Origin of the sequence: Actinobacillus arthritidis, from assembly GCF_029774155.1 — a bacterium.
Taxonomy (GTDB): Bacteria; Pseudomonadota; Gammaproteobacteria; order Enterobacterales; family Pasteurellaceae; genus Actinobacillus; species Actinobacillus arthritidis.
In genome coordinates, this window is sequence record NZ_CP103833.1 from 1076612 (window position 1) to 1092747 (window position 16136).

Genomic DNA, 16136 nt, shown 5'->3' on the forward strand with positions numbered 1-16136 from the left:
AATATACTTGATTGTTCGTAATCGAACGTTTTATCAATAAATATAATTTGGAGTGTTTCTATGTTTGGTCCATTTAAACCGGCTCCGCATATAGCGGAATTACCGGCAGATAAAATAGATGCAAGATACAAATTCTTACGTTGGCAAGTTTTTGCAGGCATCTTTTTCGGATACGCCGCATATTATTTCGTGCGTGCAAACTTCGACCTTGCTCAAAAAGGTTTAATCGAAGCAGGTTTATATAACAAAGCGGAATTAGGTATTATCGGTACCGGGGCAGGCCTTGCTTACGGTTTATCTAAATTCGTGATGGCAGGTATGTCTGACCGTTCAAACCCGAAAGTATTTTTACCGTTCGGTTTATTACTTTCTGGTCTTTGTATGACTATGATGGGTTTAATGCCATGGGCAACTTCAGGCATTGCAGTAATGTTTGTCATGATCTTCTTAAACGGTTGGTTCCAAGGTATGGGTTGGCCTCCATGCGGTCGTACAATGGTACACTGGTGGTCTAAATCAGAACGCGGTACTATCGTTTCTATTTGGAACTGTGCACATAACGTTGGTGGTATGGTACCGGGTGCAATGGTGTTATTAGCAAGTGCAATCTACTTCAGCAATACCGGCGAACATGCAACAGCAAAAGATGTATGGCAACAAGCGCTTTACTATCCGGGTATTGCGGCAATGATCGCGGCAATTCCAGTATATTTCGTTATGAAAGATACGCCACAATCTTGTGGTTTACCACCGGTAGAAAAATGGCGTAATGACTATCCAGATGACTATAATGAAGAAACAGCGGAAAAAGACTTAAGTACCAAAGAGATCTTTGTAACTTACGTTCTTAAAAACAAATTATTATGGTATATCGCAATCGCTAACGTATTCGTATATTTAATTCGTTACGGTGTATTAAAATGGTCACCGGTTTATCTTGGTGAAGTAAAACACTTCAATATTAAAGGTACTGCATGGGCTTATACCATTTATGAATTAGTCGCGATTCCGGGTACATTATTATGCGGTTGGGTATCAGATAAATTATTCAAAGGTAAACGTGGTTTAACCGGCTTTATCTTTATGATCTTAACCACTCTTGCAGTTATTGCATTATGGAAAAACCCAGCAACACCTGAAGCTGAATTAGCATTATATGCAGGTAAACCATTCTATGAAAACCCATATCAATTAATGGACTTCATTTTAATGACAACAGTAGGTTTCTTAATTTATGGTCCGGTAATGTTAATTGGTTTACACGCTCTTGAACTTGCACCTAAAAAAGCGGCAGGTACTTCAGCAGGCTTTACCGGTTTATTCGGTTACTTAGGTGGTACAGTTTCTGCATCAGCAGTTGTAGGTTGGGCGGCTGAATATTACGGCTGGGACGGTGGTTTCTATGTAATGATTGCCGGTGGTGTATTAGCTGTATTATTAATGCTTATCGTAATGGTTGAAGAAGGCAAACATAAAGCAAAATTAGGCGACCACTACGGCAAATAATTTCATAGTAAATAAATGAGAACACAGAGAGGGAAATACTGAATAGTATTTCCCTCTTTTTTACTTTTAATCAAATTTTTCCTTGTTTTTCCTAAAATCAGCCCCATAATGAGTAAATTGTAAATTGATTCTAAAAAAGAAAGAGAGCAAATTTATGGCACCGAGAAAAAAGAAAGCGATTGAATTGCCACTACTTCCGTTACGTGATGTAGTGGTATTCCCTTATATGGTTATGCCGTTATTTGTAGGACGTGAAAAATCGATTCAAGCCCTACGTGCGGCAATGGATAATAACAAACAATTATTCCTCGTTACTCAGCAAGATCCAAATAAAGAAGAACCAACGACTGCCGATGTCTATGATGTTGGTGTCATTGCCAATATTATTCAAATGTTGAATCTACCCGATGGCACGGTAAAAGTATTAGTTGAAGGTCAACAACGCGCTAAAATTGAGCATATTCATGACGATGAAAATGGCTTTTGGGCAGGGGTTCAACCACTCATTTCAGAATATGATGATGAAAATGATGAATTAAAAGCGATTGCTAAAACGGCATTAAATGAATTTGAAGGTTATGTAAAAAATAATAAAAAAATTCCAGCAGAAATTTTACCTAAATTACAAAAAATCTCACTGGAAGATCGTCTAGCCGACACAATGGCTTCAAATTTAATTGCACCAGTTCAGAAAAAACAAGCATTATTAGAAGAAGTGAATTTAATTGCTCGTTTTGAAGCATTATTAGTCGTTATGGCGACCGAGTTAGATTCCTTAGAAACTGAAACCCGTATTCGTAATCGTGTAAAACAGCAAATGGAAAAAAACCAACGCGATTATTACTTAAATGAGCAGATTAAAGCTATTCAGAAAGAATTAGGTAACGGTGAAGATGCTGAACAAAGTGAGCTAGATAAACTAAAAGAAAAAATTGATGCGACTAAGTTACCGGTTGAAGTTAAAGAGAAATTAGACAGCGAATTTAAAAAGTTAAAAGCAATGCCTCAAAGCTCTTCCGAAGCAACGGTTGTACGTGGTTACATTGATTGGATTTTACAAATGCCATGGCATAAAAAATCTGCGGTCAAAAAAGATTTAGCCAAAGCTCAGGAAGTTTTAGATAAAGATCACTATGGTTTAGAGCGAGTCAAAGAACGTATTGTTGAATATCTTGCGGTACAAAGTCGCTTAAATAAACTCAAAGGTCCTATTCTATGCTTGGTTGGTCCTCCGGGTGTCGGAAAAACCTCACTTGGTCAATCTATTGCCAATGCAACAGGACGTAAATATGTGCGTATGGCATTAGGTGGCGTGCGTGACGAAGCGGAAATCCGTGGTCATCGCCGTACTTATATCGGTTCTATGCCGGGTTCATTAATGATGAAAATGGCAAAAGTCGGAGTGAAAAATCCACTATTCTTGCTCGATGAAATCGACAAAATGGCACAGGATATGCGTGGTGACCCTGCATCTGCTTTACTCGAAGTATTAGATCCGGAACAAAATAAAGCGTTTAACGATCACTATTTAGAAGTTGATTATGATCTTTCCGATGTAATGTTCGTGGCAACCTCAAACTCAATGAATATTCCGCCGGCATTACTCGACCGTATGGAAGTTATTCGTCTTTCCGGTTATACCGAAGATGAGAAAATGCATATTGCCCGTGATCATTTAATTGCTAAACAGCAGGAAAATAACGGTTTAAAAGCCGGAGAACTAGTGATTGAAGACAGTGCGATTTTAAGCATTATTCGTTATTACACTCGTGAAGCCGGCGTACGTAGTCTTGAACGTGAAATTGCAAAAATCTGTCGTAAAGCAGTGAAAACTTTGGTGTTAGATAAAAAAGTGAAATCACTTAAAGTGACTGAAGAAAATATCGCAGATTACTTAGGTGTAAAACGTTTTGATTACGGCAGAATGGATAACCAAAATCGTGTTGGTGAAGTCACCGGTTTAGCTTGGACTGAAGTTGGGGGTGATTTACTAACGATCGAAACAGCATCAGTAAGTGGTAAAGGTAAATTCTCATTTACAGGTTCATTAGGCGATGTCATGAAAGAATCTATCCAAGCGGCAATGATGGTGGTACGAGCAAGAGCGGCTCAATTAGGTATCGCAGATGACTTCCACGAAAAACGTGATATTCACGTACACGTGCCGGACGGTGCAACACCAAAAGACGGTCCAAGTGCTGGTATCGCAATGTGTACTGCACTAATTTCTAGCCTAACCGGTAACCCAGTTCGCAAAGAAGTGGCAATGACTGGTGAAATTAGCTTACGAGGTAAAGTTTTACCAATCGGTGGCTTGAAAGAGAAATTATTGGTCGCACATCGTGGTGGTATCACAACCGTGATTATTCCAAAAGATAACGAAAAAGATTTGGAAGAAATTCCGGAAAATGCAAAAGCGACATTAACGATTCACGCAGTTGAAACGATTGATGAAGTATTAGCGATTGCATTAGAAAATCCGCCAATGGGCATTGAGGTTATTCCAACAAAACCTCAAACGATTAAAGTGAAAAAAACACGCACAAAAGCGGCTATTCAGTAGTTAATCCATAATAAAAGGGCTTCAAATAAATTGAAGCCCTTTTTATTTATCTATAACAATTCTTAAACTAATAAATAATATTAAAATGATTTAGATACATCAAAGAAAATCTGATGTTTATCATAGCTATAAATAGCAAGATTACTATTTGTCTTAGTATAACTCCAAGTTATTCTAGGTGTGAAACCTTGATAATGAAGCTCTTTGTGCCAAACAGAGAGAGAGGTTGATAACTCTTTATTTTTTTGCTTACCTAAGAATGAACCTGCTTTATAATTACGTTTACCTATACCAACAGATGCTTGCGTTGACAAACCAAGAGGCCATTCTTGTCCCCAAATTAAACGTCCACCAATTCTTTCATAAGCATTAGTTCTATCTTTCGCATCTTTTTTATGTAAGTCTAAAGCTAATGACCAATACTGAGTCGCACTTGGCATATACATAAGAGAATTTGATAATGCGTGAGCTGGTCCACTATAAATTTGGTCATATTTACTATGCTCATATTTATCATAGCCATAGTCATAATATAAAGAATATTTAAAGTTTTGGTTTAGCCAATAACTGAGTGAAAGATTCGCACCATAAGTATTTGAATATTGTTTTAATGATTCTCCTGAGTTCATTCCACCGGCATACCATCTCTTACTAATATAAGGAATTAATTCAATGTTAAATCGAGCATCTGCATATCCTAAACCAAAGCCAATATTCGTATTTATATCATTATAACGTTTATTATCCCAATAATATTTTCCGGATAAACCTGTTTCTAATTTAGTATATTTTCCATCGGATAGCATCCATTGCTTATCTGCACTAAACCACGCAGAAATTCCCTGCCCTTCTTGGCGAGCTGAGTTATAAGTAATCACACCACCGTTTTCCAATGCCATTTTAGTGCCTTGTTTTGCAGAATTAGCTAAATTCTTGTCATTTAAAAAAGTCGCACCAAATGAAAAATTCCAACTATCTTTATTATTAATCGCGTCAATAAAACGATCAAATACCACAATATCGTTTTCACTGATATTCTCAGTTGCTCTCAATCGCTCAAATTGCGTTTTAGCGGCTTCATATTCTTGATTATAAAAAAGTGTTTCTGCTAATTGAAAACGGACATACTCATTATTAGGAAAACTTGATAATAATTTACGATACATATTAACCGAACCATTTAAATTCGTATCTCTGAGCAAAATTGCATTTGCCCAATCAATTAATGAAGTATCTGCTGAAGGAACTAATTGATATAACTTAATATAAGTAGGCAAAATCGCTTTATTTGCATTAACTAATGCTGACACAAATAAATCTTCAAGAATTTCAGGCTGTTCGATTAGTTGACGTGCGGTATATTTAATTTCCGACTGATTTTTATTTTCTGTTTGGGCGGATAATTCTTGTTTTCTAAGTTGATCTAATTTTAATTGCGGTTCATTAACTTCCGGCGTTTTTACATTAATTTGTGTCGCTTCTCTATCTACGATTGCTTGAGTCTCATCTGTCGCATAAGCTGATGAGAACATTCCTAAATATATGACGAACGCGAATGTTTTTCTCATAGTTACTTCCATATTTTTTTAAGCTAAAAAAACAGCCCAAAACTGGGCTGTTTATTACATTTCTAAATAAAAGAATTATTTAGTAATTTGTGCATCTACTTCGTCTGTTTTAACACCCCAAGCTGATACATCTTTTGGAGTTACAGGAGCTTCTGGTTTAAATAAGTTTTCCTGAACTTTAGCACCAAATGCCGCACCCCAGCTGTTTTTCGCATCTACAGCTTTAGATGCTAATGCACCACCTAACTCTTCTGCATTTTTACCGAATAAGTTAGCATTTAATGAACCTTCTGCTTTATCCGCTAAACGAGTTGAAGTACCTGCGATTACACCAGCATTGTTTAAAGAACCGTTAAATGCCGCAATGTTTTGATTCACTTCTTTACCATCAACAGACCATACATCATATAGGTTACCTGTTACAGATTTAGTTGCTAAATCAATGTTTGCTTTTGCGTGAGTACCGCTAACAAGTTGGATAGATTTATCTGTACCAAGTGCATTTGGAACATTACCTTCTGCAACTAGAGGTGCCGTATGTTCAAAGCCGTAAGTTACAGCGTGACCTTGGTAAGTTAAGTTACCTTGTGCTTTATCTGCATTATAGTAAGCTTTTGCTAAGTAACCAGTTAAGTTCGCATCGTACCCGGTATCATTAACACCACGGTAGAAGTAGCTGTTTTCTGTACCTTTTTGGTTGTATTCGCCATAACTAACCACTTTTGTACCATCTGCATTAACATCTTTACCTGCTTTAACTGTCGCCGGTTGTACTTTATCTAATTTAGAAGTTACACGACCATATTGAACGTGGTTAAGTTTCACATCAGTATAAGTTACTGAACCATCTTTATTCGCTGTTGCTTTACCAAATGGTGCATTTGCTAATGCTACTTCACCTTTTTCTGCAGAAGTTACAGAATCACCCTCTACGAAAGTTCTGTGGCCATAAACTTCAGCTACGGTAGTTGCACGATCACGGAATGCTTCTGCAGTATAAACTACATCATTACCCTCACCGTTTTTAGCTACGCCATTTTTATCTAAAGTCTTACCGCCTTTGCCATCTTTGTCCACAAATACTTTAACTGTCTCATCAGCACCGATATAGTTTTGACGATCTGCTTGGTATACTAAAGCTTTACCTTGTTCTTTACCCATTGTACTGGTTTTAGTTGTAGCTACAACACCACGAGCTTGACCATTGTCTTTGGTAGAACCATCTGCAGTTTTGTAGATATGTTGTAATGTATGTTCACCTTTAGTATTGTTAGTATTACCACGGAAGTCGAAATCTTCTAAGTAACCTACAGGCGCATTAGGAATAATATTACCGTTTTTATCTACAGGAACAGAAACTACGACTGTATCTAAGCTAGGATGTAACTCAAGTGCCATATTCTCTGCATTGCCAGTTGATTTAGATGAGGTTTCTACTTCACCTGCTTTTAATACAAAATTAGAGTCTGTTTTCTTAACTAATTTGTGACCAACAGATTTGCCATCTTTAACAGCTTGCTCTCTGCCGCCGCTTTCTCAATGCCGCTTTTTCTGCTTCGCTTTTTCTCTTCGTCGCTTTTTCTCTGTCGTCTTTCTCAGCTGCTACTTTAGCTTGTTGTTGTGCCTGTTGCTGAGCCTGTTGTTTAGCTTGTTCGTCATTATTTGATGAACCGCTTGAAGAACTACATGTCGCTAATACTGCTGATGCAACTAAAGTTAAACTTAGTTTAACGAATTGGTTTTTATTCATAAAATCCTTCTTATTAATAAGAATAGCAAATAAACAATGGCAAGCGACTATAAATCGACTGCCCCTTTTGTATACAAAAGGCATATGCCTTTCAGGGCAGTATTTAATCCCAAACAAGAAAACAAGTAAACCAACCAAAAGCAAAGCAAAGCAAAGCAAAGCAAAGCAAAGCAAAGCAAAGCATTGTATTTATTTATATATTTAAGTAAATACAGAAAACTAAAGCTTGATAATGTTAATTTATGTAATGCCAAACCTATTTTTCCTATATGAGATAAGTGTAGATAAAATTATTATGTATAGAAAAAGGGCTTCAAATTAAATTTGAAGCCCTTGTTTTTTAGGTAGCTAGTGGTCAGATTTTTTGTAAATTTTACGAAGAATCCGACCGCTTGTAAGAAGATCTGCTATTCCTCAGAGTCCTCTTTTGCCCATTCTAAGGCACGTTTAACCGCTTTTTTCCAACCTTTATAACGTCTGGTACGTTTTGCTTCGTCACCGTCTGGGATAAAGGTTCGTTCGATTGAAGCCTTACCGCGTAATTCTTGTAAGTCTTTCCAGAAGCCCACCGCAAGACCGGCGAGATATGCTCGCACCTAATGCAGTGACTTCACGTACAACCGGACGTTCTACATTCGCATTCAGAATATCCGCTTGGAATTGCATTAAGAAGTTATTCGCAACTGCACCGCCGTCAACACGTAAAGTGGCAAGATGTTTACCGCTGTCGGATTGCATTGCATCTAAAACATCACGGGTTTGGTAAGCAATAGACTCTAAAGTTGCACGTACAATATGATTACGATTTGCCCCACGAGAAAGCCCTAAAATTGCACCTCGTGCATACGGATCCCAATATGGTGCACCTAATCCTGTAAATGCCGGCACAACATAAACGCCATTTGTACTTTCTTCTTTCATAGCAAAATATTCGGAATCTTTACTATCGTGAACAATTTTTAGTTCGTCACGTAGCCATTGGATTGATGCACCGCCCATAAAGATAGAACCTTCTAACGCATAGCATGGCTCACCTTTTGCATTACACGCAATCGTTGTGACTAAACCATTTTTAGATTCTACCGCTTCATCACCGGTATTCATCAACATAAAGCAACCGGTTCCGTAGGTATTTTTCGCTTGGCCGGCTTCTACACATAAATGTCCATAAAGTGCGGCTTGTTGGTCACCCGCCATACCAGCAACCGGAATACGCACACCACCTTTACCACCGATATTGGTTTCACCATAAATTTCTGATGAATTTTTTACTTCCGGTAACATAGAACGAGGAATGTCTAATAATTCCAACATTTTATCGTCCCATTGTTTGGTATGAATATTGAATAACATTGTACGGGAAGCATTAGTGTAATCTGTCACGTGAACACGGCCTTGGGTTAATTTCCAAACTAGCCAAGTATCGACCGTACCAAATAGCAATTCACCACGTTCCGCTTTTTCTCTAGCACCTTCAACATTATCTAAGATCCATTTTACTTTCGTACCAGAGAAATAAGGGTCAACCACTAAACCGGTGGTTTTGCGGATATAACTTTCGTGACCGTCTGCTTTTAATTTGGCACAAATATCCGCTGTACGACGACATTGCCATACAATCGCATTATAAACCGGTTTACCGGTTTCTTTTTCCCACACAATTGTGGTTTCACGTTGGTTAGTGATACCAATTGCGGCAATTTTATCCGAGGTAATGCCTGCTTTTGCCACCACTTCATTTAATGTCGAACTTTGTGTCGCCCAAATTTCCATTGGATTATGCTCTACCCAACCGACTTGCGGATAAATTTGGGTAAATTCACGCTGTGAAACTTCTACAATATTAGCATTTTTATCGAGTAATACCGCACGAGAACTGGTTGTGCCTTGGTCTAACGCAATAATGTATTCTTTAGTCATAGTAATCACCTTCTCTATTAAATGAGTAACTTAGTTACAATTACAGTTACATGGTAAATTTTTACCGATAAAACGACGATAACCCCAAGCACCTACAAGCCCGCCAATAACCGGAGCAATGAAAGGAACAAGAAAATAAGGAATATCTCGTGCGCCGGTTAATGCGACATCACCCCAGCCGGCTAAAAATGCAAATAATTTCGGACCAAAGTCACGTGCCGGATTCATCGCAAAGCCGGTTAACGGACCGAAAGCACCACCAATAGCCGCAATTAATAAACCAATTAGTAATGGAGCCATAGGGCCTCTTGGTACACCGTTACCATCATCGGTTAAAGCTAAAATGAGGGCAACTAATGCCATTGTGATGACGGCTTCAACACAAAATGCCTGTAATACGCTGATATGTTCATGAGGATAAGTAGAGAAAACACCTGCAAAACCAACTGTTTCACCTCGAACCATATTTTTTGCCGCTTCGGTCACGGAGAAAAGATCTTTATAAAGGAAATAAACTAATGCAGCTACTGCAAAAGCACCCAGAAATTGAGAAACAATGTAAGGAAGCACTTTCTTACCATCAAAACAAGCAAACTTCCATAACGCAATAGTCACAGCCGGATTTAAATGAGCACCGGAAACACCGGCAGTAGTATAAACAGCGAGTGCAACCCCTACCCCCCACATAATTGAGATTTCCCATAAACCGAAAGTAGCCCCAGCTAATTGAGTACCGCAACACAACCAACCCCAAAGAAAATAATAAGTCCAGTGCCAATAAATTCAGCAATACAAGCACCTTTTAACGATCTTTCCATATAGTCCTCCTACGGATAACGAAAAGTAAATTACGCTAGTGAATGTTGAAAAACGCAAACGTTTTCGGGGTGCAATATATAAAAACAAACATTTTTAGCAAATGGGAAAATGTAAATTTGTGACATTACGCACATTTTGATTCTCAAAGGTGTGATGAACTTCAAATTTTTAATTTTGAAAATAAATAAGCCCCAATAAAATATATATTGAGGCTTATTTATGACTTCGAGATAATTACTGCTGTTTTTTTGCCCATTCCAAGAAACGTTTTTGCGTTTCTTTATCCGCTTTTTTAAATAAAACTTGCAACTGTTCTTCTTTTACATTTGCCGTTTCAATGACCATTTGTCCTTTAGCTTCTAGAGCAACATTAGTGAATGCCTGCACAGAAGCAGATGCTTTACTTGCATTATATTTTGCAAGATTATCCTCAACACGGGAATTTGGGGCAAAACCTTCACCTTTTAACAAATCACGCTTATAACTAATTTCTTTACCTGATGCCGTTTCAATTTTGAAATTTAGCTCTTTTCTGAATTTATCTACGGTAAAATTTGAGGTGAATTTTGGTGTAACGATTTTTGCATCTTCATCCGTACCATTAAAAGTTAAGATAACCGGATCAATTGAAAAATAACTGCCGTCTACAATATCACTTACACTTACAACAACTTGATGCACTTTACTATCAATAGATAAACCTGCCGTACCTCTAGCCACTTTTTGACCATCAAATGCAAGTAATTCCACACTATCTGAAGCCGTTAATGTGCCAGTTGCTGAAAAAGAACTGACCGCTAATGTTGCAACAGCAACCGCTATTTTCGCTAATTTCATTAAGAAACTCCTTAAATTGAATCAATATAAAAAATATCAATCTTATGCTATGCTAATTTTTGAAAAATAGAAATAAATTTATTATCAAAGCCCTTAATTTGTGATAATTTTCTATATTACCTGATAAATCATAAATTATCGGGTAAACAGATTATTTTAAGAGTATATACAATGAGTGATGAACAACAGAGCGTAAGCTCGCAACAAGATAAAAAATCGTTTTTACAATCCATTTTTGGCGGTTTATTTCAATCAGAGCCGAAAAATCGTGAAGATTTAGTCGAAGTCATTCGAGATTCATTAGAAAATGACTTAATCGATAATGATACGAAAGAGATGATTGAAGGAGTGATGGAAATTTCCGAACTGCGTGTACGTGATATTATGATCCCTCGTCCACAAATTGTATATATTGATGCAAATCTTGATTTAGCCGCCTGTGTTGATCTCATCATTGAATCCGCCCATTCTCGCTTCCCAGTTATTTTAGATGATGGCAAAGATACCATACTCGGTATTTTACACGCTAAAGATTTACTCAAATTTTTGAGAAGGAATTCCGAAGCCTTCGATATGTCAACAATTCTTCGCCCGGCGGTTATTGTGCCGGAAAGTAAACGCGTTGATCGAATGTTAAAAGAATTCCGTTCGGAACGCTTCCATATGGCGATTGTTGTGGACGAGTTTGGGGCTGTATCGGGTTTAGTTACGATTGAAGATATTCTCGAACAAATTGTCGGCGATATTGAAGACGAATTTGATGAAGAAGAAATCGAGCCGATTCGTCAGCTTTCTCGTCATACTTATGCAGTATCAGCACTGACTGATATTGAAAAATTCAATGAAACCTTTGCGACCGAATTTACCGATGAAGAAGTGGATACTGTGGGCGGTTTAGTAATGCAAGCATTTGGGCATCTTCCTCAGCGAGGCGAACAAATTCAATTAGAAGGCATTGATTTTAAAGTCACTTCTGCTGATAGTCGCCGTCTGATTCAATTACGCGTTACCGTTCCGGACGAACAGCTGGAAAAAATGGAACAGCTGGTCACCAACGAAGAATAATCAACAAAGCATAATATCTAGGTGAGGTTTTATCCTCACCTTTTATTTGCGTTGTTTCGAAGCATCTTTCTCTATTACTTAATTAACTCTCTCAAATGAAATTTGTAAAAAATCCATCAATTTTAACCGCTTGTTTGCTTGCCGCCCTCGGAGGCATTGGGACATTCGCCTATTCCCCTTTTGATATTTGGGGACTCATCTATCTTTCCGTCGCCGGCTTAATTTGGGCGGCAACACTTCCGCAACGTAAAACCGCACTTTGGGCAACTTTTGCTTGGTCACTCGGTTGTTTTTGTGTCGGGGTAAATTGGGTACACGTCAGTATGACCCAATTCGGTGGCGTACCGCTTGTGGTGAGCTATATCGCAGTATTTTTATTGGCTTGCTATCTTGCCCTTTATAATTTGCTGTTCAGCTACATTGCCCAGCGTTTTCAAATCCGTAATCCTTTTGCACTTGCGGCGATTTTTACCTTTACCGAATATCTGCGTGGTGTCGTGTTTACCGGCTTTCCTTGGCTACAGTTCGGTTATACGCAAATTGACAGTCCGTTTGCCGGCATCGCACCGCTGTTAGGTGTTGAAGGACTCACTTTCTTTGCGATGGTTGTAAGCGGTTACTTTGTGTTATTGGTAAAAAAATCTGCAAAAACAACTGCTTCTCTTGCCACCTTAGCAGTATTATGCGGATTAGCATTTGCCACCAAATTTATTTCGTTTGTGCAAATTGATGAGCAAAAACAACCGCTTAGCGTGAGTCTTGTACAAGGCAATATTGAGCAAAAAATGAAATGGGATCCGGCACATTTCGATTATACGTTACAAACTTATCAACGTTTAATTAGTCCGCTATTAGGCAAAAGTGATGTGATTGTATTGCCTGAATCGGCTATTCCAGCATTAGAAACGCAAATTTATCCGCTACTTAACCAACTTCAACAAGTTGCTACGGAAAAAGGTAGTGAAGTGATCATTGGTACACTCTACCAAAACGAAAGTGAGCAATTATTTAATAGTGCGGTGGTGTTAGGTAATCAATCGCAACCTTATGACTTGCATCATTCCACACGTTACAACAAACACCATTTAGTACCGTTTGGCGAATATGTGCCTTTCGGCTCGGTATTGGATTGGATGCGTGATGTGTTTATTCTGCCGATTAACTTATCGCAAGGCGAATTTGTGCAACAGCCTCTTTTCGCTAAAAATCGTAAATTTAATATGGCGATTTGCTATGAGGTAATTTTCGGTCACCAAATGCAACAAAACCAACAAGCACAGCAATCGGATTATTTATTGACGATTACCAATGATGCCTGGTTTGGTGCCTCTATCGGCCCTTGGCAAGATTTCCAAATGGCAAGAATGCGCGCACTCGAATTAGGCAAGCCGCTACTCCGTGCGGCAAACACCGGGATTACGGCAATTATCGGTGCAAAAGGCGAAGTCATTGAACAAATTCCACAGTTTGAAGCGAACGTATTAACTGCACAAATTCAGCCGACTAAAGGCGAAACTTTATTCGCCAACACTGGAAGTTGGTTGATTTATGCGATAAGTCTATTTTGTCTAATCTTATCTTTTACAAAATTTAGAAGGAAATAGACCGCTTATTTGACGAATAAAGCACCAAAAATCAGTCATTTTTGGTGCTTTTGTTTTTTTCGGAATCGAAAATTGAGATCTATTTCACAGTATTTTTTTGAGCAAATCCGTACAATATAGCCCAAATTTCCTGATTTATTTGAGGCTATAATATGCAATCTTCATTACAAGACATTTTAGATACAGTTAAATCAAATTCGCTCACTTATCATCAAAAATTAATGATCCTCGGAAACATTGCTGAACGTCTGTTTAATCCTATCGAATTATTGGGCTATACCGAAGAAGAATGGCAATATATCGAAAACCAAATGATCTGCGATCTTAATGAAGGTTATGCCATTTATCGTCCTCGTTACATTTTGCCGGATTATAATGTTTATATCCAAAAAGGCTGTAAATTTTTAGATTTACCGCCGCCAACCAATCTTGATGAGGCATTAGACGGTTTACTGATTATCTATTCTCATGTGCCGTCTATTACCACCTACCCGGTTTATATCGGTCGCTTAGATGTATTACTCGATCCGTTCATTACCGATGAAGAACAAGACTATATCAAGATCAAACGTTTCTTAAATCATATTGATAAAACCGTGCCGGATTCTTTCTGTCACGCAAATATCGGCCCTTATGACACCAAAGCCGGTCGTTTGATCCTTAAAGCGGTGATTGAGCTAGAGAATCCGACTCCAAATATGAGTATTCGTTACGACAAAAGCAAAACCTCTCGTGAATTTGCTGAGCTAGCGGCAAAAGCTTGCTTATTGGTGTCTAAACCATCTTTTGCTAACGATGCTTATTATCTTTCCGATTTAGGCGAAGATTACGGTATTGCAAGTTGTTACAACGCCTTACCTGAGTGCGGCGGTGCTTATACCCTAACTCGCTTACGTTTAGGGACTATCGGTCGTGCCTGTAACAGTGTAGATGAAATGGTTAATGAGTTGTTGCCGAAAGTAGCAAGACTCGCCCTTTCAACGATGGATAAACGTCATAAATTCCTTGTGGAAGAAAGTAATTTCTTTGAAACCGACTTCCTTGTGAAAGAAGGCTTTATTAAACGTACGAATTTCACCAGTATGATTGCAATTGTCGGTTTAGCCGATGCGACAAATCACCTCTTACAAAAAGAAGGTTTAAACGAAACCTTCGGCCAAAGTAAACGAGGCGATGAGATTGCAACCTTAATTATGGATAAGTTGAAAGAAATCAACGATGCACATCAAGGCTTATATGTAGAACGCACCAATAACCAATACTTATTACACGCACAAGTTGGGGCAAGTAATCACGCCGAAGATAAAATGAATACACCGGCACACCGTATTCGTGTCGGTGAAGAGCCAACCTTATTGGCACATTTAAAACAATCGGCGCCATTCCATAAATATTTCCCGTCAGGAACTGGCGACTTATTTGCGTTTGACCAAACCTATACCGACCATTTAGATGCGGTAGTCGATATTATTGACGGTTCGTTTGCCAACGGTTATCGCTATATCACGACTTATCTCAAAAATACCGATTTAATTCGTGTTACCGGCTATTTAGTGAAGAAAAGTGAAGTAGAACGTTATCGCAAAGGTGAGGCGGTTCTACGTGATACCACTTGGTACGGTGCCGGTACAGATGATTGTGCAAATGTCTTTGACCGCCAATTACGCGATAAAGAAGACGTGAGTGCCGATGAGTAAAGTGCCGATACTCTCTGAAATTCTGGTGCCGTTACACCGCATTATTCCGTTCTCGAATGTGGAAGGACAGGGTAACCGCACCAGTATTTTCCTACAAGGTTGTAAGCTGAATTGCCTCTATTGCCATAATCCGGAAACCATTCCACGTTATACCTCGGAAGCGAAACAAGTCAGTTTGCAATACTTGTACGAGCAAGTGATGGATGCCGTGCCGTTTATTCGAGGCGTAACGGTTTCCGGTGGCGAACCAACCATTCATCACAAAAAATTAATACCATTATTTAATGTTCTCAGACAACAAGGGTTAACTTGCTATTTAGACAGTAGCGGCTTTTTTGATTATGAAACGATTGAGCCGTTAATTCAGGTTACCGACAAATTTTTATTTGATCTAAAAGGTGACGGAGAAGGCTTACAGACACTCTGCTTTGATCGCAAAAATCAGCAAGGGAAAGTGCCGAAACAAATCATTCCAACGATTAATCATATCAAACAGGAAAACCTGCAACGTAATTTGCAAAATTTAGCCAAATTATTACCGCTTGATAAAGTGGAAGAAGTCAGATTGGTTTATGTAAATGACTTTTTTGATGCCAAAGCATTAATTAAAAAAGTTGCAACGCTACTTACTGATTATCCTGATGTCTTGCTAAAAATTATTCGAGTACATACCAAAGGCGTACGGGATGAAGAAGGGCTTAAACCGTTTGTTCCTACAATTGAACAAACAGATGAATTAGTCGCATTTGCTAAATCATGCGGCATTACAAAAATTGTCACGATTTATTAATTTAACTTTTTATTTTT

At 38.3% G+C, this 16136-nt stretch carries 10 protein-coding genes and 2 pseudogenes; 6 read left to right on the plus strand and 6 right to left on the minus strand.

The window, feature by feature from the left end:
• Positions 1–60 precede the first annotated feature (60 nt).
• Positions 61–1506: a glycerol-3-phosphate transporter gene (gene glpT / locus NYR89_RS05000; RefSeq protein ID WP_279446588.1), complete on the plus strand. Its 1446-nt coding sequence runs from the start codon at positions 61–63 to the stop codon at positions 1504–1506.
• Between the two features lie 154 nt (positions 1507–1660).
• A complete protein-coding gene (gene lon, locus NYR89_RS05005) occupies positions 1661–4069 on the plus strand; it encodes an endopeptidase La (RefSeq protein WP_279446589.1) in 2409 nt (802 codons plus the stop codon).
• An 80-nt stretch (positions 4070–4149) separates the two neighbouring features.
• On the opposite strand, the gene NYR89_RS05010 is transcribed toward lon, so the two are convergent.
• From NYR89_RS05010 to NYR89_RS05035, 6 genes and pseudogenes are all read right to left on the minus strand, one after another.
• Positions 4150–5637 (minus strand): surface lipoprotein assembly modifier, encoded by a 1488-nt coding sequence (locus NYR89_RS05010; protein WP_279446590.1) that lies wholly within the window; start codon positions 5635–5637, stop codon positions 4150–4152.
• 75 nt (positions 5638–5712) lie between these two features.
• Positions 5713–7035, minus strand: a complete 1323-nt coding sequence (locus NYR89_RS05015) for a transferrin-binding protein-like solute binding protein (RefSeq protein ID WP_279446591.1) — start codon at positions 7033–7035, stop codon at positions 5713–5715.
• Between the two features lie 109 nt (positions 7036–7144).
• The gene (locus tag NYR89_RS05020) at positions 7145–7387 is read right to left on the minus strand and encodes a hypothetical protein (RefSeq protein ID WP_279446592.1); all 243 of its coding nucleotides are present in this window, start codon (positions 7385–7387) and stop codon (positions 7145–7147) included.
• A 407-nt stretch (positions 7388–7794) separates the two neighbouring features.
• Positions 7795–9307, minus strand: a pseudogene (gene glpK, locus NYR89_RS05025) (glycerol kinase GlpK).
• A 30-nt stretch (positions 9308–9337) separates the two neighbouring features.
• Positions 9338–10125: pseudogene (locus tag NYR89_RS05030) on the minus strand (MIP/aquaporin family protein).
• A 235-nt stretch (positions 10126–10360) separates the two neighbouring features.
• Positions 10361–10963, minus strand: a complete 603-nt coding sequence (locus tag NYR89_RS05035) for a curli polymerization inhibitor CsgI-related protein (protein ID WP_279446593.1) — start codon at positions 10961–10963, stop codon at positions 10361–10363.
• A gap of 171 nt (positions 10964–11134) precedes the next feature.
• On the opposite strand from NYR89_RS05035, the gene corC reads away from it, so the two are divergent.
• From corC to NYR89_RS05055, 4 genes are all read left to right on the plus strand, one after another.
• Positions 11135–12028 carry a CNNM family magnesium/cobalt transport protein CorC gene (gene corC / locus NYR89_RS05040; RefSeq protein WP_279446594.1) on the plus strand — a complete coding sequence of 298 codons (894 nt, stop codon included), beginning with the start codon at positions 11135–11137 and terminating at the stop codon, positions 12026–12028.
• A gap of 95 nt (positions 12029–12123) precedes the next feature.
• A complete protein-coding gene (gene lnt, locus NYR89_RS05045) occupies positions 12124–13632 on the plus strand; it encodes an apolipoprotein N-acyltransferase (protein WP_279446596.1) in 1509 nt (502 codons plus the stop codon).
• A gap of 152 nt (positions 13633–13784) precedes the next feature.
• Positions 13785–15329: a YjjI family glycine radical enzyme gene (locus NYR89_RS05050; RefSeq protein ID WP_279446597.1), complete on the plus strand. Its 1545-nt coding sequence runs from the start codon at positions 13785–13787 to the stop codon at positions 15327–15329.
• A 1-nt stretch (position 15330) separates the two neighbouring features.
• Positions 15331–16119, plus strand: a complete 789-nt coding sequence (locus tag NYR89_RS05055) for a 4Fe-4S cluster-binding domain-containing protein (RefSeq protein WP_279446647.1) — start codon at positions 15331–15333, stop codon at positions 16117–16119.
• Positions 16120–16136: the final 17 nt, after the last annotated feature.

Excerpts from the sequence above, each read along its gene's own strand:
- glpT (WP_279446588.1), top strand. The coding sequence starts at position 61 with ATGTTTGGTCCATTTAAACCGGCTCCGCATATAGCGGAATTACCGGCA.
- lon (WP_279446589.1), top strand. The coding sequence starts at position 1,661 with ATGGCACCGAGAAAAAAGAAAGCGATTGAATTGCCACTACTTCCGTTA.
- NYR89_RS05010 (WP_279446590.1), bottom strand. The coding sequence starts at position 5,637 with ATGAGAAAAACATTCGCGTTCGTCATATATTTAGGAATGTTCTCATCA.
- NYR89_RS05015 (WP_279446591.1), bottom strand. The coding sequence starts at position 7,035 with ATGGCACTTGAGTTACATCCTAGCTTAGATACAGTCGTAGTTTCTGTT.
- NYR89_RS05020 (WP_279446592.1), bottom strand. The coding sequence starts at position 7,387 with ATGAATAAAAACCAATTCGTTAAACTAAGTTTAACTTTAGTTGCATCA.
- NYR89_RS05035 (WP_279446593.1), bottom strand. The coding sequence starts at position 10,963 with ATGAAATTAGCGAAAATAGCGGTTGCTGTTGCAACATTAGCGGTCAGT.
- corC (WP_279446594.1), top strand. The coding sequence starts at position 11,135 with ATGAGTGATGAACAACAGAGCGTAAGCTCGCAACAAGATAAAAAATCG.
- lnt (WP_279446596.1), top strand. The coding sequence starts at position 12,124 with ATGAAATTTGTAAAAAATCCATCAATTTTAACCGCTTGTTTGCTTGCC.
- NYR89_RS05050 (WP_279446597.1), top strand. The coding sequence starts at position 13,785 with ATGCAATCTTCATTACAAGACATTTTAGATACAGTTAAATCAAATTCG.